The sequence below is a fragment of the Enterococcus viikkiensis genome, from assembly GCF_005405345.1.
In the GTDB taxonomy this organism is placed as follows: Bacteria; Bacillota; Bacilli; order Lactobacillales; family Enterococcaceae; genus Enterococcus_A; species Enterococcus_A viikkiensis.
In genome coordinates this window covers 1-20,129 of sequence record NZ_BJDW01000020.1, presented here as the reverse complement: position 1 = coordinate 20,129, position 20,129 = coordinate 1, and the positions used below count along the sequence as shown (strand labels likewise).

Annotated in this window: 21 protein-coding genes; 18 read left to right on the top strand and 3 right to left on the bottom strand. The window is 41.9% G+C overall.

Annotated elements, in window-relative coordinates; genetic code table 11:
- Positions 1–289: 289 nt before the first annotated feature.
- Together FFM67_RS09830 and FFM67_RS09825 are read left to right on the top strand one after the other, a co-directional pair.
- Positions 290–1,216, top strand: coding sequence for a rhodanese-like domain-containing protein (locus tag FFM67_RS09830; protein WP_137614390.1), 927 nt, complete (start codon positions 290–292; stop codon positions 1,214–1,216).
- The gene (locus FFM67_RS09825; protein WP_137614389.1) at positions 1,216–1,920 is read left to right on the top strand and encodes a TVP38/TMEM64 family protein; all 705 of its coding nucleotides are present in this window, start codon (positions 1,216–1,218) and stop codon (positions 1,918–1,920) included. The genes FFM67_RS09830 and FFM67_RS09825 overlap by 1 nt, the downstream gene beginning before the upstream one ends.
- 89 nt (positions 1,921–2,009) lie before the next feature.
- Here FFM67_RS09825 and rpsD read toward each other — a convergent pair whose 3' ends face one another.
- A complete protein-coding gene (gene rpsD / locus FFM67_RS09820; protein ID WP_010741146.1) occupies positions 2,010–2,621 on the bottom strand; it encodes a 30S ribosomal protein S4 in 612 nt (203 codons plus the stop codon).
- 503 nt (positions 2,622–3,124) lie between these two features.
- On the opposite strand from rpsD, the gene FFM67_RS09815 reads away from it, so the two are divergent.
- The 13 genes from FFM67_RS09815 (at position 3,125) to FFM67_RS09755 (ending at position 16,296) form a co-directional block, all read left to right on the top strand.
- Positions 3,125–3,904: a Cof-type HAD-IIB family hydrolase gene (locus tag FFM67_RS09815; protein ID WP_137614388.1), complete on the top strand. Its 780-nt coding sequence runs from the start codon at positions 3,125–3,127 to the stop codon at positions 3,902–3,904.
- Between the two features lie 244 nt (positions 3,905–4,148).
- Entirely contained in the window at positions 4,149–4,943 is a 795-nt protein-coding gene (locus tag FFM67_RS09810) for a TIGR00282 family metallophosphoesterase (protein ID WP_137614387.1), read from the top strand.
- A gap of 18 nt (positions 4,944–4,961) precedes the next feature.
- Positions 4,962–5,339 (top strand): YlbF family regulator, encoded by a 378-nt coding sequence (locus FFM67_RS09805; RefSeq protein WP_137614386.1) that lies wholly within the window; start codon positions 4,962–4,964, stop codon positions 5,337–5,339.
- Between the two features lie 84 nt (positions 5,340–5,423).
- Positions 5,424–7,979 carry a DNA mismatch repair protein MutS gene (mutS, locus tag FFM67_RS09800; RefSeq protein ID WP_137614385.1) on the top strand — a complete coding sequence of 852 codons (2,556 nt, stop codon included), beginning with the start codon at positions 5,424–5,426 and terminating at the stop codon, positions 7,977–7,979.
- 37 nt (positions 7,980–8,016) lie between these two features.
- Positions 8,017–10,014: a DNA mismatch repair endonuclease MutL gene (mutL, locus tag FFM67_RS09795; RefSeq protein ID WP_137614384.1), complete on the top strand. Its 1,998-nt coding sequence runs from the start codon at positions 8,017–8,019 to the stop codon at positions 10,012–10,014.
- Positions 10,015–10,046: 32 nt separating this feature from the next.
- Complete coding sequence (locus FFM67_RS09790; protein WP_137614383.1) at positions 10,047–10,598, top strand: Maf family protein; 552 nt, start codon at positions 10,047–10,049, stop codon at positions 10,596–10,598.
- Between the two features lie 113 nt (positions 10,599–10,711).
- The gene (msrB, locus tag FFM67_RS09785; protein ID WP_137614382.1) at positions 10,712–11,140 is read left to right on the top strand and encodes a peptide-methionine (R)-S-oxide reductase MsrB; all 429 of its coding nucleotides are present in this window, start codon (positions 10,712–10,714) and stop codon (positions 11,138–11,140) included.
- 190 nt (positions 11,141–11,330) lie between these two features.
- Positions 11,331–11,759 (top strand): CidA/LrgA family protein, encoded by a 429-nt coding sequence (locus FFM67_RS09780; RefSeq protein WP_137614381.1) that lies wholly within the window; start codon positions 11,331–11,333, stop codon positions 11,757–11,759.
- Positions 11,740–12,438, top strand: coding sequence for an LrgB family protein (locus FFM67_RS09775; RefSeq protein WP_371851587.1), 699 nt, complete (start codon positions 11,740–11,742; stop codon positions 12,436–12,438). Before FFM67_RS09780 ends, FFM67_RS09775 begins: the two co-directional genes overlap by 20 nt.
- A gap of 51 nt (positions 12,439–12,489) precedes the next feature.
- Positions 12,490–13,950: a helix-turn-helix domain-containing protein gene (locus FFM67_RS09770; RefSeq protein WP_137614379.1), complete on the top strand. Its 1,461-nt coding sequence runs from the start codon at positions 12,490–12,492 to the stop codon at positions 13,948–13,950.
- Between the two features lie 144 nt (positions 13,951–14,094).
- The gene (gene ruvA, locus FFM67_RS09765) at positions 14,095–14,694 is read left to right on the top strand and encodes a Holliday junction branch migration protein RuvA (RefSeq protein WP_137614378.1); all 600 of its coding nucleotides are present in this window, start codon (positions 14,095–14,097) and stop codon (positions 14,692–14,694) included.
- Between the two features lie 13 nt (positions 14,695–14,707).
- Complete coding sequence (ruvB, locus tag FFM67_RS09760) at positions 14,708–15,709, top strand: Holliday junction branch migration DNA helicase RuvB (protein WP_137614377.1); 1,002 nt, start codon at positions 14,708–14,710, stop codon at positions 15,707–15,709.
- An 11-nt stretch (positions 15,710–15,720) separates the two neighbouring features.
- A complete protein-coding gene (locus FFM67_RS09755) occupies positions 15,721–16,296 on the top strand; it encodes a TetR/AcrR family transcriptional regulator (RefSeq protein ID WP_137614376.1) in 576 nt (191 codons plus the stop codon).
- A gap of 2 nt (positions 16,297–16,298) precedes the next feature.
- Here FFM67_RS09755 and FFM67_RS09750 read toward each other — a convergent pair whose 3' ends face one another.
- Entirely contained in the window at positions 16,299–17,267 is a 969-nt protein-coding gene (locus FFM67_RS09750; RefSeq protein ID WP_137614375.1) for a 2-hydroxyacid dehydrogenase family protein, read from the bottom strand.
- 52 nt (positions 17,268–17,319) lie between these two features.
- Between FFM67_RS09750 and FFM67_RS09745 the strand changes: the two genes are divergently transcribed.
- The 3 genes from FFM67_RS09745 to thiT all read left to right on the top strand — a co-directional run bounded on the left by FFM67_RS09745 (position 17,320) and on the right by thiT (position 19,014).
- Positions 17,320–17,778, top strand: coding sequence for a low molecular weight protein-tyrosine-phosphatase (locus FFM67_RS09745; protein ID WP_137614374.1), 459 nt, complete (start codon positions 17,320–17,322; stop codon positions 17,776–17,778).
- A gap of 72 nt (positions 17,779–17,850) precedes the next feature.
- Positions 17,851–18,213, top strand: a complete 363-nt coding sequence (locus FFM67_RS09740) for a hypothetical protein (protein ID WP_137614373.1) — start codon at positions 17,851–17,853, stop codon at positions 18,211–18,213.
- A gap of 216 nt (positions 18,214–18,429) precedes the next feature.
- Complete coding sequence (thiT, locus tag FFM67_RS09735; protein ID WP_137614372.1) at positions 18,430–19,014, top strand: energy-coupled thiamine transporter ThiT; 585 nt, start codon at positions 18,430–18,432, stop codon at positions 19,012–19,014.
- Positions 19,015–19,095: 81 nt separating this feature from the next.
- On the opposite strand, the gene FFM67_RS09730 is transcribed toward thiT, so the two are convergent.
- The gene (locus tag FFM67_RS09730; RefSeq protein WP_137614371.1) at positions 19,096–19,866 is read right to left on the bottom strand and encodes a hypothetical protein; all 771 of its coding nucleotides are present in this window, start codon (positions 19,864–19,866) and stop codon (positions 19,096–19,098) included.
- Positions 19,867–20,129: the final 263 nt, after the last annotated feature.

Here is a 20,129-nt window from a genome sequence, read left to right as displayed (position 1 = left end):
ATCATATTGTAAATAGCGAAAGCGTTTTATATACTTGGAGGAAGAGCTTGAGCGAAAGGAGGAGAGAAGAATGACAGGTCATAGATGACTATGAGTAGTAGGCAATCTTAGAGTCTCTAAGAAAGCAGATGCAGAATTCTTCCCTCCAAACGGTCTTCTTCAGTCATTTTTGTGATTATTTTCACTTTTAGAAGCCATTTGGAAGCATCTGAGGTATGTTTCTTTTTTGTGCTTTTTTTTGCTTCAATGCGTGTTTCTAGAAAAAAATAATAAATGAATGGAGAAAAAAATGAAAAAACTTTTGATAGGCTTGTTGGTATTAGTAACAGTAGGATTAACTGGGTGCAGTGTCAGCGAAGGGGCAGCTGATTCCAGCAAAGCAGCCCAAAAAGAGAGTACGGCTTTTACGGGGAAATACATCGTGAATGCCGATTATGTGAAGAAAAATTTGGATGATCTTATTTTAATCGACGCCCGAGGCGAAGAAGAAGCCGGTAAGGGGACCATTAAAGGGGCAACGGCAATTGGCTGGCAAAACCTCGCCTCAGTTGAGGAGGGTGCTTCTGGCGATAAAAATTGGGGGTTAATCTTGGATCCTGCCGAGCTTAGCAAACGCTTGGGGGAAAAGGGGATAGCTAAGGATAAAGAAATCATTCTATTTGCAAATGGGGCCAAAGGCTGGGGAGATGATGGACGGATTGCTTGGGAATTATTGGCAGCTGGGTATCAGGATGTCAAGCTAGTCGATGGGGGCTTTGCTGCTTTGACAAAAGCGGGTCTTAAAAAGGATTTTGAAAGTACAAAACTAAAATCTGTGGACGTTCAGATCGATTCGATTAATTCAGAGCATCTTATTCGAACAGAGGAATTGAAAAAGAATTATGATGAGTACAAGGTAGTTGATGTTCGATCAGATGAAGAATACAAAGGTGAAGTACTTTACGGCGAAGCTAAAGGTGGTCACTTACCTGATGCGATCCATCTGCGTTACACGGATCTATTTGGCAAAAATGGTCAACTAAAGAGTAAAGAAAAGTTAACCCAACTTTTTGAAGACGCGGGCTTAGCAAAAGAAGATCAGATCGTCACTTATTGTACAGCCGGAATTCGTTCAGCGTATATGGAGCTGGTGATGGAAATGTGCGGCTTCAAGCAAGTAAAAAATTATGACGGGTCATATTATCGTTGGGCCAAAGTTGAGGACGTTGAAAAATAATGAGGAAAATGAACAAAAGGAAAAGCGCACGAATTTTTTTGATTATAGTTATTCTTTTAGCGGGGGTGAGTTTTTATTTTATACCAGCCTTTCGAACAAAGGTAACTCAAATTTTAATGCTATTTCGTTCCATGAACGTCGATAGTATTATCGGCTATCTGCGCTCCTTTGGTGTTTGGGCAGTCGTCATTTCGTTCTTATTGATGATGTTCCAATCAATCATTGCCCCCTTGCCAGCTTTTTTGATTACCTTCGCAAATGCTGCGGTTTTTGGCTGGTGGCAAGGAGCATTGTTGTCATGGACCAGCGCAATGGCGGGTGCTTTGGTATGCTTTTACATCGCTCGGATCGCCGGACGAGAAATCATTGAAAAAATGAATAAAAATTTTTCACTGGAAACGATTGATGAATACTTTGATCGATATGGTCGCCACACCATTTTGATTTGTCGCTTGCTGCCCTTCATTTCTTTTGATTTTATTAGTTACGCCGCGGGACTAACGGCAATCAAACCACTTCCGTTTTTAATCGCTACCGGATTGGGGCAACTGCCAGCGACAATCGTCTATTCGTATGTCGGTAGTAATCTGACTGGCAATACAAAGACAATCCTGTTTGGCCTGTTGAGTATGTTCGCTTTATTTATCGCAATCTATGTCTGTAAACAAATTTATCAAAACCGACAAGTGAAGACAGAGAAATAAAGAAAATGCCCGCTGATGCAGCGGGTATTTTCTTTTTATACAAAAAAACACTCAAGACCAATTAAGGACTTGAGTGTCTGTAAGAAGTCTTACATTAATTTGTTGTAGAATTCAACGACTAATGATTCGTCGATTTCTGGGTTGATTTCATCACGTTCTGGTAAACGAGATAATGAACCTTCAAGTTTTTCAGCGTCAAAGCTTACGAAAGCTGGACGACCAACTGCTGATTCAACTGCTTCTTTAACAGTAACCATGTTTTTAGATTTTTCGCGGATACCAATTACTTGGCCAACTTCTACTTCGTAAGAAGCGATATCAACGCGTTTGCCATCGACAGTTACGTGACCATGGTTTACTAATTGACGAGCTTGACGACGAGTTGAAGCTAAACCTAGACGGTAAACCACGTTATCTAAACGACGTTCTAGTAAGATCATGAAGTTAACACCGTGTTTACCTTCTTTGATTTTGCTAGCGCGTACGAACATGTTACGGAATTGACGTTCGTTTAATCCGTAGATGAAACGTAATTTTTGTTTTTCAGACATTTGCAAGCCGTATTCAGATTTTTTGCCACGGCTGTTTGGTCCATGTTGACCTGGTGCGTATGGACGACGTGCTAATTCTTTTCCTGTTCCTGATAATGAGATACCAAGACGACGAGATTGTTTCCATGATGGTCCTGTATAACGAGACATTAAAAATTCCTCCAATAAGTTGTTTTGGAGTAAAATAATCCGTTGAAAAATTCATATCCGTGTAGTTCGTTCTTCAATCTTCGCCTTCGCAGCCGCGGTTACGCAATTGAACCAATTACTGGCAACGAACTGGGGACGGGCTATTATTCTTCTGCTGCATTATTTTACACAAAGGTCAGTATAACTGATAACTGATCATTGCGTCAAGCGTGGCTATTGCCTTTTAGGGAAAAATGTGTTAATTGTTGGGGGCTGACTAAAAACGATTACTTTTTTTCGACGAAGGCAAAGTTATTGAATATAAGAAAGACAATCTTTTTTTGCAAATTCTCTGAAATTTCTCTACAATAAAGAGGTTAACAGAGAGTACTTCGTAAAATGATCTGTTGGCAGTAGGAAACTAGTATTCAGTATCAATAGAGTGAGAGTTGTTTAATTTGCAAGTTTCACGAGTAGTTCGTCCGTAAGCGGACAACAAATACATATAAATGGAGAGATAAATTTTGGAAAGAAAATTAATCGCACTAGACATTGATGGTACCTTGTTGAGCAGTCAAAGAAAACCTTTGGACAGCACCGTAAAAGCCTTGAAGTCTTTGCGTCAAGCTGGGCATCTAGTGATTATTGCGACAGGCCGTTCACGCTTGTTGGCGGGCGACGTGATCCAGCAGTTAGGTTGTTCGAATTATATTATTTGTAACGGCTCGGCAGCATTTCTCGATCACGAACAAGTCTACAAACACACACTTGATCGTGAAGCATTGACGCGAATGATTGATTTTGCCAGTGAACGCCAAGTGGATATCGCCTTATTCGGGTTAGATTCATTTGCGCGCGTGACAAAATTCGACGTACCGACAGTATTAGACGCGATGGAATCCTTTGGTCAAAAAGCCCCAGGCTATGACGCAAATTATTTTTCCGAACATGAAGTGTATCAAGGTTGTGCTTTTTATGATCAGTCGATGGATGAAGAATTTTCGCAAGCATTTCCAGAATTTCGTTTAGTTCGCTGGCATGAGCATAGCGTGGATATCATTCCAAATCCAGGATCTAAGGCACAAACGATCATGGCTCTAGCGAAAAAAGTAGGGATCAAGCCGGAAAACATCATAACTTTTGGAGATGGCAACAATGATATTGAAATGCTGAATCTAGCTGGAACCGGTGTAGCGATGGGAAATGCCTCTGCTCACGTAAAAGAAGCGGCGAATATCGTAACGGATACCAATGACCGCGACGGCATCTATAAAGCGTTGCGTCAAATGGAATTGGTGCATTAATCCGCAGCTAAAAAGAATCGGGAGAAATCCTGATTCTTTTTTTGTTTTGAATGCTGTCGAATAGAAAAGATAGAGACCGTCGTTTTTATCTAGTAAGGGCTCATCCAGTACAGCATAGTTGTTTTTCACAGATGGATGTGTGAGAGTGATAAAATTTTTTTATGGGACAACGAAGGAATCTTTTATTTTCAAGCAAAAACAACTATAATGAGACAAGATGTTTAACTAGAGAAGGGGAAAAAAAGTGCGCTTACTATTTATCGGGGATGTTGTTGGTTCATTAGGTCGGCAGATGTTGAGTGATTATTTGCCACGATTAAAAAAGAAATACCATCCGCAGCTAACGATCGTAAACGGTGAAAATGCCGCAGCGGGTCGTGGAATCACAGAAAAAATTTATAAAAAATTTTTACAAGATGGTGTTGATGTCGTTACTATGGGGAACCATACGTGGGACAATCAAGCGATTTTTGATTTTATCGGCGATGCGAAGAAAATGATTCGGCCGGCGAATTTTCCAGTGGGAACACCGGGAATGGGTCATTTATACGTAAAGGTGAATGATCTAGAATTGGCGATCATTAATTTGCAAGGTCGCTCCTTTATGACTGACCTAGACGATCCTTTCCGAATTGGTGAGCAATTGATTGCTGAAGCAGAAAAACGCACGCCGTATATTTTCGTTGATTTTCATGGCGAAACGACCAGTGAAAAACAAGCGATGGGCTGGTTTTTAGACGGCCGTGCCTCCGCAGTCGTTGGGACCCATACCCATGTTCAAACGAATGACGCACGGATCCTACCGAAAGGGACGGCTTATTTAACGGATGTCGGCATGACGGGTCCTTATGATGGTATTTTAGGAATGAAGAGAGAACCGATCATCGAAAAATTCATGACCGCAATGCCTCGCCGTTTTGAAGTAGTTGAAGAAGGTCGCGGCATCTTATCTGCATGTGTAATCGACCTTGATAAAAATGGCCATGGGAAAAAAATCGAAACGATCGTAATCAATGAGGATCGTCCATTTAGAGAATAAAAAATAAAGAGGTATGAAATGAATCTGGAGAAAGAAGCCGCCGTTGAAGCGGCTTTAAATGATTTAACCGCATTACTGAAGAAAAATGATGTCATCATTGACTATCAGCGGGTGCAACAGCGAGTAGCAGAAAGTGACACCCTCAAACAATTGGAAGACGAAATCAAGGAAGCGCAAAAAGCTGCGGTCCAGTATGCCCATTACGGCAAGCCGGAAGCGGAGAAGGCTGCCTTAAAGGAAGCGGATCGGTTGACGAAGGCATTCGACCAGCACCCGCTAGTTACGGCTTACCGAGATCAATTAGTGGAAGCCAATGACCTGTTGCAGCATTTGACGCACATGATTCAAAAAGAAGTCAATGATACCCTTGAAGCAGATGATTCTAAAACAAAGTAATACTCTACTTAATACCAAAGAAATGATAACAATCCGTTCAAGATAAATAATCTAAAGTATAAAAAGTATATAGGAGGAGCAGTCATGCCTCAAAAAACGAAAAACACGCCAATGATGGAACAGTATCTGGCGATCAAGGAGCAATACAAAGACGCGTTTTTATTTTATCGTTTAGGCGATTTTTATGAGTTGTTTAACGAAGATGCGATCAAGGTTTCGCAGCTATTGGAATTGACATTGACCAGTCGTAATCGTAATGCGGATGATCCAATCCCTATGTGTGGCGTGCCGCATCATTCTGCTCAAGGCTATATCGATACGTTAGTGGAGCAAGGCTACAAAGTCGCGATCTGTGAACAAATGGAAGATCCTAAGCAAGCAAAAGGCATGGTTAAGCGAGAAGTTGTTCAACTGATTACGCCGGGAACCTTAATGGACGGCAAAGGAATCGAAGCCAAAACCAACAACTTCTTGACGGCGGTCACTCAAGTAAAAGATCAATTTGGCTTTGCTTACGTGGATCTCTCTACGGGGGAGTTAAAGACCGCACTATTACATGATGAAGAAGCGGTCATGAATGAAGCCACCGCTTTGCAAACGAAAGAGATTGTCTTAGGAAGCGAGATTCCTGAAGGCCTACAAAAGAATCTAGCCGAACGATTGGGTTTGGTTTTTTCTAAGCAAGAAACGATCGAAGATAATGCCGAGTTTAGCTTTTTAACCGCTGATATCACTGAGGATTTGGAAAAAGAAACGACAGGCAAGTTGTTGACCTATTTGGCAGTAACGCAAAAGCGTAGTCTCGGTCATATCCAAAAGGCGGAGGAATATCAGCCGGAGCATTTTTTGAAGTTGGATTATTTTTCAAAAACCAATTTAGAATTAACGCGCTCGATTCGGACTGGAAAAAAACAGGGCACTCTTTTATGGCTGCTAGATGAAACAAAGACCGCGATGGGTGGCCGTTTGTTGAAACAATGGATCGATCGTCCGCTGATTCAAAAACGTCAAATCACTGCTCGCCAAGCAATGGTGGCTTCTTTATTGGCCGCATATTTCGAGCGGATGGATTTGAATGAGGCGTTGACGAAAGTCTATGACTTGGAACGCTTAGCAGGTCGCGTGGCTTTTGGGAATGTCAACGGCCGGGATCTGATCCAATTGAAAACCTCTTTGATGCAAGTACCCAAAATTCGCCAATTACTAAGTGGGATCAATCAAGGAGAATGGAACGATCTTCTAATCGATATGGAGCCGATGGATGATTTAGTTGAGTTGATCGAAAAAGCAATCAATGATGAAGCCCCATTGCAAATCACAGAAGGCAATGTGATCAAAGATGGTTACGATGAACAATTAGATCAATACCGTGAAGCGATGACTAACGGAAAAACTTGGCTAGCGGAATTGGAAGCGCGGGAACGTCAAGAAACGGGTATCAAAACGCTAAAAGTCGGTTATAATCGTGTCTTTGGTTATTATATCGAAATCACTAAATCAAACCTTGCCAACTTAGAAGAAGGCAAGTATGAGCGGAAGCAAACGTTGGCCAATGCGGAACGTTTTATCACACCAGAATTAAAAAAATTAGAGACATTGATTTTAGAAGCAGAAGAAAAATCAGTGGCCCTAGAATACAAGTTGTTTTTAGGTGTACGGAACGAAGTTAAAAAAGCCATTACCCGCCTGCAAAAATTAGCGAAAAGCTTAAGTGCCACGGATGTTTTGCAAAGTTTTGCGGTAGTCAGCGAACGTTATCAATATGTCCAGCCAACGATGGAAGTTGGGACCCATAATTTACAAATCAAAGAAGGCCGTCATCCAGTTGTGGAAAAAGTGTTGGGCCATCAAGAATATATCCCAAACAGTGTACATATGAGCCCTGATGAAATGCTGTTGCTCATTACTGGACCGAACATGTCGGGTAAGAGTACCTACATGCGTCAATTGGCGCTGACGGTGATCATGGCACAAATGGGCTGTTTTGTTCCAGCGGAAAGTGCCCAGCTACCGATCTTTGATCAAATCTTTACTCGGATCGGAGCCAGCGATGATTTGATTGCTGGTCAATCGACCTTCATGGTGGAAATGATGGAAGCCAATCAAGCACTGCGGCATGCGACGCCAGACAGCCTGATTTTATTTGATGAACTAGGTCGTGGAACGGCGACCTATGATGGGATGGCTTTAGCACAAGCGATTATTGAGTACATCCATAAAAATGTGAAGGCTAAGACGTTGTTCTCCACGCATTATCATGAGTTGACCGTTTTAGAAGAAAGCTTAACACAATTAAAAAATGTACACGTCGGCGCGGTGGAACAAAAGGGTGAAGTCGTCTTCTTGCATAAATTAATGGACGGTCCTGCCGATAAAAGCTATGGGATTCACGTAGCAAAAATCGCTGGCATGCCGACCGAATTATTGTCACGAGCAGCAACGATTTTATCTGCCTTAGAAGCCGAAACACCGGCTCAAAAAAATGGTGAGATTGCTGAAGAAAATGAACAGTTGTCCTTATTCAACGAAGTTTCGACTGCTGAATTAGGTGTGGTGGACAGCATCAAGAAAGCCAATCTGCTTGAAATGAACCCAATGGAAGCATTAAACTTCCTGTATGAATTACAAAAACGGATTTAATCCTAAAGAGTGACAAAGAAAAACGAGGTGGAAGTCGATGGGGAAAATCCAAGAATTATCCGAACGCTTAGCCAATCAAATTGCCGCAGGTGAAGTCGTAGAACGCCCTGCGTCAGTCGTCAAAGAATTAGTGGAAAATGCCATCGATGCCCAAGCAACACAAATCGATATTTTGATCGAAGAGGCCGGCTTGAAAAAAATTCAGATCGTTGATAACGGCGAAGGAATCGAGCAAGGGGATGTTGAGAACGCGTTTAAACGGCATGCCACTAGTAAAATCCACAACCGCGATGATTTGTTCCGAATTCGAACGCTGGGGTTTCGTGGTGAAGCATTGCCGTCGATCGCCTCTGTTTCCGAGCTGACATTGGAAACGGCGACCGCAAATGAAACGCAAGGCTCATTCCTTTTTCTAAAAGGCGGCAAAATCGAAGAACAACGCCCGACTTCTTTGCGGACAGGTACGAAGATCACGGTGGAAAATCTTTTCTTTAATACACCGGCTCGGCTGAAATATGTTAAAAGTTTACAAACTGAATTATCGAATATTGGCGACATCGTCAATCGAATGGCATTGAGTCATCCTCAGGTTGCTTTTCGCCTAGTCCATGACGGACATAAAATGTTAAGCACCAGTGGCAGTGGCGAGTTAAAACAGACGATTGCTGGTATCTACGGCGTGGCGACGGCAAAGAAAATGCTGAAGGTTGAAGCCAAAGACTTAGACTTTACACTGAATGGCTACGTTTCGCTACCGGAAGTCACGCGAGCCAGCCGCAATTATTTATCGGTCATCATTAATGGTCGCTACATTAAAAATTATGCGCTGAACAAGGCAATCATCAACGGCTATCAGTCGAAATTGATGGTCGGACGATTTCCAATCGCAGTGTTGGAGATCACGATGGACCCGTTATTGGTCGATGTGAATGTTCATCCAACGAAACAAGAAGTCCGTTTATCCAAAGAAAAAGAATTGATGGACTTAATCAGTCGTGCCATCGCGGAAAGTCTGCGGCAGATCAACTTGATACCTGATGTTGGTGAAAATCCCAGCTTCAAACGGAAAGTCGAAAGAATCCAAACAGAGCAACTGGATTTGCCTTTAGAAGAACAGCCGAAGAAAAAAAGTGATTTGAATTACGATCCAAAGACGGGCATTTTTTATGTTGAACCAAAAGTAGAAGAAACGGTGGAAACAGAGGTGCCGATTTCATCAGAAGTTTCTGATACAACCTATTCAGTTCCTTTGAGTTCAGCAGTAGAGCACGTTTCACTGGTGGAAGAAACGCCAGAATCACGTATTGTTGAAATTGCTGATGAAGAGGAAATGTTTGAAGAAGCGGCTAGTGCCGACCATCCGGAATTTGATCTAAGTACGCAATCTGGTGAGAAAGTGATCGAACAAGCCATTAACAAGTTGGAGCAAGAACGACCAAAGGAACGGTTTCCAATGCTGGAATACTTTGGTCAGATGCATGGAACGTATTTATTTGCCCAAAGCAAAGACGGTCTGTACATCGTTGACCAACATGCCGCACAAGAACGGATCAAGTATGAATATTTCCGAGAAAAAATCGGTGATGTCTCTGATGATTTGCAGGAATTGTTGGTGCCTTTCGTGTTGGACTATCCCAATAACGATGCGATTAAGCTGAAAGAGCAGACGGAATTGTTGCAAGAAGTCGGGATTTATTTGGAAGAGTTTGGTCCGAATAGCTTTATCGTACGAGCACATCCAACTTGGTATCCGGCTGGACAGGAAGAAAGTATCATTCGCGAAATGATCGATATGTTGTTGATCACTGGCTCAGTCAGTGTCAAAAAATTCCGTGAAGCAACGGCGATTATGATGAGTTGTAAACGATCCATCAAAGCCAATCATCATTTGAATGAAGCGCAGGCGCGGGTGTTGTTGACGGATCTTGCTCAATGTGAGAATCCCTTTAACTGCCCTCACGGTCGTCCAGTATTGATTCATTTTAGCAACAGCGACATGGAGCATATGTTCAAACGCATCCAAGATCCTCACTAATAGATAAAAAACGAAGGAAGGTGCGTGACTAAATGACAGTTATTTTAGCCTCACAATCGCCAAGAAGACAAGAATTGCTACGTTGGCTGATCCCAGAGTTTGAGATTCAACCAGCCGATATTGATGAAGACGTAAAGGAACAATACACGCCAAAGGAATACGTCATGGAAATGGCACGTCAAAAAGCGGCGGTGGTAGCTGAAAAGCATCCCGAAGCACTTGTCATCGCCAGCGATACCACGGTCGTTCTAGGAGAAAAAATTCTCGGCAAACCGAAGAGTCGTGAAGAAGCTTTTGAAATGCTATCAAGCATGAGCGGTGGTAGTCATTTGGTTTATACTGCGGTAGTGATCCGCCGAGAAAATACAATCGAAGAGCAATTGACCGCAGCGAAGGTTACTTTTTATCCCTTAACCGAAGAAGAAATCAATCATTACCTAGACAGTGATGATTATAAAGACAAAGCGGGAGCCTATGGAATCCAAAATGGGGCGGGGGTCTTTGTTGAAAAAATTGAAGGCGATTATTATAGTATCGTGGGATTTCCTGTCGGTGCTGTGAATCAAATGTTGAAAAAATTTTAAATTAAGGCGTGTCCATTCAGTGGACACGCCTTTTTGAGCAAATTCTTCGTTTCTTTCTCTTAACCGGAGTATGCTTAGCTTATTCCTAGAAACTAAAGAAAGAGGGAGACACAATGGATCAAGATGCTTTAAAGAAAGAACTTTCGCCAATGGAATATGCGGTGACACAAGAAAACGCGACTGAGCGACCATTTTCTGGCAAGTATGATGATTTTTATCAAAAAGGGATCTACGTCGATGTCGTCAGTGGCGAACCCTTATTTTCTTCCAATGATAAATACGACGCTGGTTGCGGTTGGCCTGCTTTCAGTCGTCCGATTCAAAAACGCGGCGTCAAAGAAAAAGCCGATTTTTCACACGGAATGCACCGGGTAGAGATTCGTAGCAAAGAAGCCGATTCACATCTTGGCCATGTTTTTAATGATGGGCCCCAAGATCAAGGTGGCTTACGCTATTGCATTAACTCAGCAGCATTGCGCTTTGTGCCTTTTGATGAAATGACTGATGCTGGCTATGGTGAGTATAAAGAAATCGTGAAGTAAATGCGCCGGTCCCCGGCGTATTTTTTTGCCAGTTTTTCTTTATGCTTTAGCAGGTTAGAAAAATGATCTGCGTACATTAATTCATTGGTATTTTTCAGAAAATGTATGAAAAATATGCAAAACTTGAACGGAGGGAACAGTTTTTTTCGCTATACTGGAAACATCATATTTTTTAGTTAGGGCGATTAAAATGAAAATGTTTAAGGAATTAAGTATATTATTAGTGTATTCAATTATTAGTGAGGGGTTGCGAATGGTTTTGCATTTGCCTGTACCCGGAAGTATCATTGGGATTTTGCTCTTATTTATCTCTTTCCAAACCAAGCTGTTAAAAACATCGGCAATTGAAGATACCGCGAATTTTTTATTGAATCATTTGACAATTTTATTTGTACCTGCAGGAGTCGGCTTGATGCAATATTATGGAGCGATTAAATATATTTGGCCGATTTTATTAGGGGCAGTGGTAGTTTGCTCACTTGTTTCTTTGGTTGCTGTCGGTAAGACTGCGGAATTTGTTGAAAAAATTACGTTGAAGAGTCAGGAAGAAAAGGCTCGTTTAGTCGAAAAAGTTGAAACGATTCGAGGTGAAGTCGATGATTTCAGCGCTGGCGAGTAATCCGCTGTTTGGCCTAGCTTTGACGTTATTGATTTATACGGCAATGGACAAGCTGTTGAAAAAAGTGCATATCCCTTTTATCAACCCTTTGATCGCAAGTGTCGTTCTTATTATTGTTTTATTAAAACTTAGCGGGATCCGCTACAAAGATTATAATATGGGTGGTAATTTATTTACCATGATGATCACACCGGCGACGGTGGCCTTAGCTTTGCCGTTGTATCAAAACTTTGACAAGCTCAAACGCTATTTTTTACCAGTAATTTTAGGGACCTTGGTGGGGGTAGTCTCTAATTGTTTTATCAGTGTGCTGATCGGTCGACTATTTTCTCTTAATCAGGGCATCGTCGTTTCGCTATTGCCAAAGTCAGTGACGACCGCTATCTCAGTGGATCTTTCCAGTCAAATGGGGGGGATCTCACCAGTGACCTTAGCAATCGTTGTTTCTACCGGAATTTTTGGTGCCTTAGTTGGAACCAAAATTTTTAAATTGTTTAAGATTGAAAGCCCCGTGGCACAAGGAATTGCACTAGGAAGCACTTCTCATGCTATCGGAACGGGCCGTGCTATCGAGATCGGTGAGCTTGAAGGGATTCTTGCAGGTTTATGTATCTGTGTAAATGGTCTAGTGACCGTCGCCTTGTTGCCACTACTCTTTCGCTTGTTCGAAGGTCTTTAGTAACGACTCCTTGACTCTTTTTGCTAAAATAAAGAGTGAAGGAGTTTTTTTATGCACATTAGAGCCGTGGAAATACAAAGTTACGATAAAAATATTTATTACAGTCTTTGTCTATTAGAATTGATGGCTGATGGCAAGGTCTATAAACAAGCCGATTTAGCCGATTTGTTAGCCGTTGATGTCCGCAGTGTCCAACGGTTATTTGAAGAGCTGAGTAAAAACTACAATCATTTTACCGAGACTAAATTGCCGTTGTTTAAAAAAATTGGGTCACGCTATCAGTTGATGATTGCGGATCAACCTCTAGAGCAGGAGCAGTTTGCGATTGATTTGATTCGCCGTTCGCTCGCTTTTCGGTTGCTGGAATTAGTCATCGCTGGACAGGCGAAAACGGTGAGGGATCTTAGTAAAAAATTGTACCGTAGCGAGTCCACGATCCGCCGGAAACTCAAAGAACTGGCAGAAAAGCTTGAACCTCTGCAGCTGACCGTTGAACGAGGACGCGTCGTCTTTAAGGCGCCAGAATCGGTCGTGCGGATGTATCTATCTGTTTATTATTGGCGCTTGTTTCGCGGAAAAATTTGGCCCTTTGCACCTTTGCACTACCAGATGATTCAAAAAATTAGTAATGGGATTCAAGCTTTTTTTCAAGTCGCTTTGAATCCACTCAAAGCACAGCGCTTGGAATATTTAGTTGGTGCGCATTTATTACGGGAGGCGCAACATTATACAGTAGAAGATCCACTGGCTAGTCAAGCAGTCTTAGCAGCAGATTCCTTATTCAAAGAGTTTTATACTCAGCTGCGACCGATAATGCCCGCTTATTTTCAGACGCCCCGTGCAATGGGAAATCTTTTTTTGAATCTTTTGACGCGGGAAGAATATTATCATGTTCCTACCATCACGAATAAAATTCATCAGCTATTGGCACAGGAACCCTTTCTAGTGATGCAAGAGGTTGCGACCATCGATCAGAGCTTAAAAAAGAAAATTGATGATCCAGCCGTTTGGAAAAAATTTATCGACTTGCAGGCGGAAGATTATTTGATCAGTGGACATTTGTATTATCGTTTATTTCCTATGATCCATTTTAATATTAACGGGGAAGCTTTCTGGACCAATATTACCCAACAGCAGCCGCAACTAGTTACGTTTGTTTCGGAAATACTGGCGGAGCACGGTGGCGAATCGATCTTGTTTGGACGTTATCTATCGGTACTACGTCGACTAACAGAGCTGATTAATCGCCCCACTCTTGGGATTTTTTTGCAAACGGATTTACCGGAGTTTGAAGAGACGATCTTGAAAGAGGATCTGCGTCGTTTTTTAGCTAATGAGTATCAAGTTTTATTTGTTGAGGAAAAAAGTGAAGGGAATTTGTGTTTGACGACAAGTATTTTATCTGAAGCTGATCAAGACTTACCTACGTTGTTGATTACGCAAGAGCTGCGGATGTCTGATTATTTGGCGCTGCTTCAGTTATTACAAGGTTTCGGCGGTAAGAGTTTTTAACCGCCGTTTTTTATGCTAGAATAATGAGAACGTATGTGCAGAATTGTTCCTTTTTATTTTTTCAAGTTGTTTGAAACGGGGCTATTTGCAGATTCTAATGAAACGATAACTACAGAAGAGTGTTCAATCCAGAAAGGATTTATTATGTACGAATATATTACAGGCCGGTTGACCTTCATCAGCCCTAGTTACGTGGTGCTGGATGTGAATGGTATCGGTTATCAGATCGCGTTAGGCAATCCATATCGTTACAGCAGCAAAATGGAGCAGTCGCTCACGATTTATGTGCAGCAGATCATTCGTGAGGATGCCCATCTATTGTATGGCTTCGAGACGTTAGCTGAAAAAGAATTATTTTTACGGTTACTGTCCGTGTCGGGCATCGGACCAAAGAGTGGACTTGCAATTATGGCCAACGAGGATCATCAAGGCTTGATCCAAGCCATCGAGGCTGGGGATGTGACTTATTTAACGAAGTTTCCAGGTGTAGGGAAGAAGACCGCCCAGCAAATGGTTTTAGATTTGAAAGGCAAGCTAACTGAATTAGTGGATGATCCAATGTCGCTATTTTATGAAGGTAGCAATGATTCAGGGACAGCCTTGGCTGAAGCGATGGAAGCATTACAGGCTCTAGGCTATAGTCCAAAAGAAATCAAGAAGGTCGAAAAGGCGTTGGAAAAAGAAACCTTGCAGAACACCGATGATTATTTACGAGCAGCTTTGAAATTAATGATGAAGAAATAGGAGGACGAGATAAATGGATGAAGAGCGTTTACTTTCACCTGACGCGGATGAAAATGATAAAAGTTTAGAAAAATCACTGCGTCCTCGTTACCTTGCACAATACATCGGGCAGGATAAGGTCAAACAGGAGCTGTCAATTTATATCGAAGCGGCGAAAAATCGACAAGAAGCATTGGATCATGTCTTGCTTTATGGACCACCTGGCTTAGGGAAAACCACGATGGCGATGGTGATCGCTAATGAAATGGATGTACAAATTCGTTCTACCAGTGGTCCTGCGATTGAACGACCGGGGGATTTGGTCGCGATTTTAAATGAGTTGGAACCAGGGGATGTCTTATTTATTGATGAGATTCATCGACTACCACGGGTAGCGGAGGAAACTTTGTACTCGGCAATGGAAGATTATTATGTCGATATTATGGTGGGCCAAGGGCCGACCGCTCATCCGGTGCATTTTCCATTACCGCCGTTTACGTTGGTAGGGGCGACGACGCGAGCCGGGATGCTCTCGGCACCGCTACGGGATCGTTTCGGAATCATTTCTCACATGGAGTATTATGAAGAAGAAGATTTACGGGAGATCGTGTTGCGTTCGGCGGATATCTTTGAAACGGAGATTGTGGAGACTGGAGCGGTTGAGATCGCGCGTCGTTCAAGAGGGACTCCTCGAATCGCCAATCGTTTGTTGAAACGAATCCGTGATTTTGCACAAGTCCAATCGGATGGGGTAATCAATCAACAAATCGCAGACCAAGCACTGCGGCTATTGCAAGTAGATGAAGCAGGGCTGGATTATATTGATCAGAAATTATTAAAAACGATGATTGAGCTGTATCATGGTGGACCGATCGGTTTAAGCACCTTAGCCGTCAACATCGGCGAGGAGCGAGAAACGGTGGAGGACATGTACGAGCCGTATTTGATTCAAAAAGGGTTCATTAAGCGGACTCCTCGTGGTCGAATGGCAACCTCTTTGGCATATGAACATTTTAATTATCCTTATCAAGACTAGAAGGTGAATCGATGGCGGAAGGAAAAGCTACCAAAGAAATCTTGGTCAAGGCGCTAGTCGCTTTGTGCCAAACAAAAAATTATGACAAGATCACTGTTCGGGACATCAGTCAGTCGGCCGGCTTGAACCGCCAAACGTTTTACTATCATTTTAAAGATAAGAATGATTTATTGCGTTACGCCTATTATCAGCGGGGGATGCAATACCTAATATCCAGCGAGCTGTCGCTAGAGAATTGGGAAGAGGCGGTCTTGCAGATGCTGAAGCAAATGCAGGAGTGTCATCAATTTTATTTGAATACAGTAACGGCTGAGTCAGAGGTTTTGACGAAGGACTTTACGGATCTAGCCAAAAGCTTATTTGTACGTTTGTTTGATGATGTCGATCAAGAAGGCGAGCTATCTTTGACCGATAAAGAATTTTATGCCCGTTTTTTGGCTTATGGCTGCGGCGGGATTTTAACGGATTGGTTATTGGCCGGGGCGAAACAGCCGCCGATCACGATTGCTGCACAATTGTTTCGCTTTGCGAAAGACATTGAATTTTTTGCGTATCGTTTATACAAAGAAGACTGGCATGAGCGCTAAGCTCAGGTCAGTCCATTTACGATGTATTTGATTGGCTGCTGATTCAGTAAGGCAATCGCGTTTTTCGCGACGATCGTGGCCATTTGATCGCGGGCTTCTACGCTAGCATTGCCGATGTGAGGGGTCAGAATGACGTTGTCAAGGTTTTTCAAAGCTTCGGTGACTTTTGGTTCGAATTCATAAACGTCTAAAGCAGCACCGGCAAGCTGATGATTCTTCAAGGCTTCAACAAGTGCAACTTCGTCAATCAACGGGCCGCGAGCGGCGTTGATCAAAAAGGCGCTGTCTTTCATTTGAGAAAAACTCTCGCTGCTTAACAGGTGGTGAGTAGCTTCCGTTAAGGGTGCATGTAAGCTTAGAACATCCGCCTGCTGAATGACCTCAGTTTGTGACAGATAGGTCGCCTGTAAACTTTCTTCTACTTCAGAGGCTAGTGCGTGGCGTTGATTGTAAATAATCTTCATTCCAAAGGCCCGCATCATTTTTCCTAAGGCTTGTCCAATTTGACCCATGCCGATGATCCCTAAGGTTTTGCCTTTTAATTCGTGTCCCAAGAAAAATAGTGGTGCCCAGCCCTCAAACCCTTCATGATGCATTAAGCGGTCTCCTTCAACGATCCGACGGGATAAGGCAATGATCAAACCAGCGGTCAATTCCGCTGTAGCGTTCGTTGAAACTACCGGTGTATTGGTTACATAGATTTTTTGTTCTTTTGCATATGCGGAATCAATATTATTAAAGCCTGCACCGAAATTAGCGATTAGTTTTAATTTTGGTGCCGCGTCAATCACTTCGCGATCCACTTGGGTTGATAGCGGACAAATCAATACTTCACAATCCGCAACATTTTTCAGCAATTCTTTTTTTGAGATCAACCCATTGCCTTCAAATACCTTATATTCAAGCGCGGCTTCTTTTAATAGCTGTGTTCCAAGCTCAGGAAGTTTGGCGGAAAGATAAATTTTACTCATTTACGATCCCTCATTTCATTTGATAAATTGACTATAGCACAGGAGGAATAACATGAAAAAGATTCTATTCGTTTGTATGGGAAATATTTGTCGTTCACCGATGGCAGAAGCGATTTTTCGTGATGCCTTTGAACAGCAGAGAAAAGGAAATTTTCAGGTAGACTCGGCTGCCACCAGTCAATGGGAGGTTGGCAATCCGCCGCATCGTGGCACGGAAAAACTCTTGGCTGCACATCGCCTCTCGACGAAAGGGATGCGGGCTCGGCAAGTAAGTACGTCTGATTTTTATGAAGCAGATTATATTATTGGCATGGACCAGGAAAACGTTCGCGACCTAAAGGCAATCGCACCGACGGAAACGAAGGAGAAAATTTATTTATATTTGGATCGTGTTCCTGGGCATGAGGGAGAAAGCATCCCGGATCCTTGGTACACTGGTGATTTTGACGAAACTTATGAATTGATTCAAAAAGGATTAAATGATTGGTTAACTTTTTTTGAAAAAGGCTAGTTTCCTTGTTTTTTCTAAAAAATTTAAGTAAAATCATACTACATAAATGTGCTCTTGGTAGGAGGAAGCTGAATGACTAAAAACGAGAAGCCTAAAAAGAATTTAATTAAGCTGTTTTCGAATTCATCATATCGTTTCATCTCGGATTTTTTGAATGATTCTGCTGAAAAACGTGCGCAAGAGCAAGCAAATGAGAATATTTTTCTCAAGTTGAAGATGGCTTCTTTGCAAAATAGTTTAGTTGTCCTTCAAGTTCAAACTGAAAAAGATGAGGAAAAGTTTGAAACAATCTCAGGTTGGCTGCCAAAAGCAGTCACCAATGATTCCATTGTGATCCGTACACAAGAAAATCAATTAGTAATGCTGACAATCGAGCGAATCAAAAAAGTGACAACCTTGTCGCCTAGTGGGGATCAAGAAAGCATTTCACGATAAAAGTATTTTATACATTTACGACTGGGTAGATATCTGTTATACTCTCAATGTAATTAAAATTAGAATAGTACTTTCACAAAGGGGAGCCTTCGGGCTGAGATTGAGATTACTCTAAACCCTAGTACCTGTTTCGGTCATTCGAGTGTAGGAATTGTGATGAAGTAATGATATTACTTCTCCTTTGTGGACTGTATGTTCAAAAGGAGGAGTTTTTTTATGAGTAAGACAAGAATCATGATTGAAGGAACGATCGTAGCGGCATTGGCTTTTATGCTGTCACTGATTCCAACGACGATCGGCAGCAGCTTTACGATTTCACTAGGAATGATTCCCCTGACGTTATTCGCCTTGCGCCGCGGGATAAAACCGGCGTTATTATCTGCGTTTATTTGGGGGATTTTACATTTTCCGGCGGGAGATGTTTATTTTCTTAGCGTCGTTCAAGTATTGATTGAGTATCCGATTGCCTTTACATTCGCCGGTTTCGCAGGACTCTATGCGAAAAAGGTTCAGCAAGCGTTAATGGACCAGGATTTGAGTTCTGCTCGCAAAAATGTCGTTTATGGTGCACTTGTAGGAACGGGAGCGAGATTTTTCTGGCACTTTATTGCCGGTGTTGTTTTTTGGGGTAGCTATGCCTTGTGGGGAATGAATCCGTGGCTCTTTTCATTTATCATGAATGGCGTTAGCGGATTAGCGACAGCGATCGTCACGGCGATTGTGGCCGTTCTAATCTTAGAAAAAGTACCACAGCTGTACTTGCCTAAAGACGGCAACTTGATTGAAAAGCGCAGCCATTAATTGAGTAGCTGACAGTAGCTATTTCCGTCATACAAAAAAAGCATTGGCTTTTGGAAATGATTTCCAGAGGCAAATGCTTTTTTAACGGAATGAGAAGACAGGATCATCGTTTTCGATGTTCAACTGCCAAGTTTGCTTGGCGCTGTCATAAGAAAGCTCAGCGACATGCTGTTCCTTTTTAAAACTCTTGGGGCTACGGCGCCAGCCTTTTTCGTCAGATAAATAAATTGGAATATGATAGGTTTTATTGATTAATTCGGAATGCCCAAAACAAAAAATTGCGCCTTCCTGCAAAATAGGATACAATTCTTTCAATGTTTCACCGTCTAGATGAGCAACGGAAGAACCTTTGCGGAAAAAGGAACGGCGATCGTTGACTTTTTCTAAAACGATCCGAGTCAATTTGCTGGCTAAGATCCGATAAAATTCATCAAGATAGCGATAATAGACGCGCATTGTTCCATTCCCTAGGTTAAAATAAACAAAATTGTTTTGTAGTTTGTAAAAGAAAGGTGAATGCAGATGTGTCCGCATATGACCAAAATAAAGTAGTTCAGAAATTTCTAATGGTGTCAGCTCCTTCAACATCGTTAAATCATTAAAATCGATCCACTTGCTCTCTTTGGAGTGGTTAAAGGTTTTGTTACTAAAGAAATTTTGAATTTGATCGGGTGTATTAAGAATTTTCAAGCCGGTATGATTTTCGTACTCTCCGATCTCGGATGCGGGATCTAGTAATAACAAATGCTTCGGCTGATGGACAATTCCGTCAACAAAATCGTTGGGTGAAAGGCCTTTTGAGAGCACCGCATTACTTGTTGAATCAATATAAGTAAATAATGTTTCTGGCACAGGATTTCACCCTTTCTAATTGTTGTCATAACCATTTTAACGCAATAATAAAAAAAAAGCTCGTATCTTTTATTTTAAAATTAGATTACAAAAGCCTTAAAAACTGCAATGTTAACGCTTTTTTTTAACAATTAAAAACACTTTAATAAATAACGAATGGATAATCTATTTATTTCTTTTTTAATTTTCTTAATTGTCAAATTAAGTTAGACAAATCATCAATACTTACGTAACTCAAAAATACTTCCAAAGGTGTTCGATAA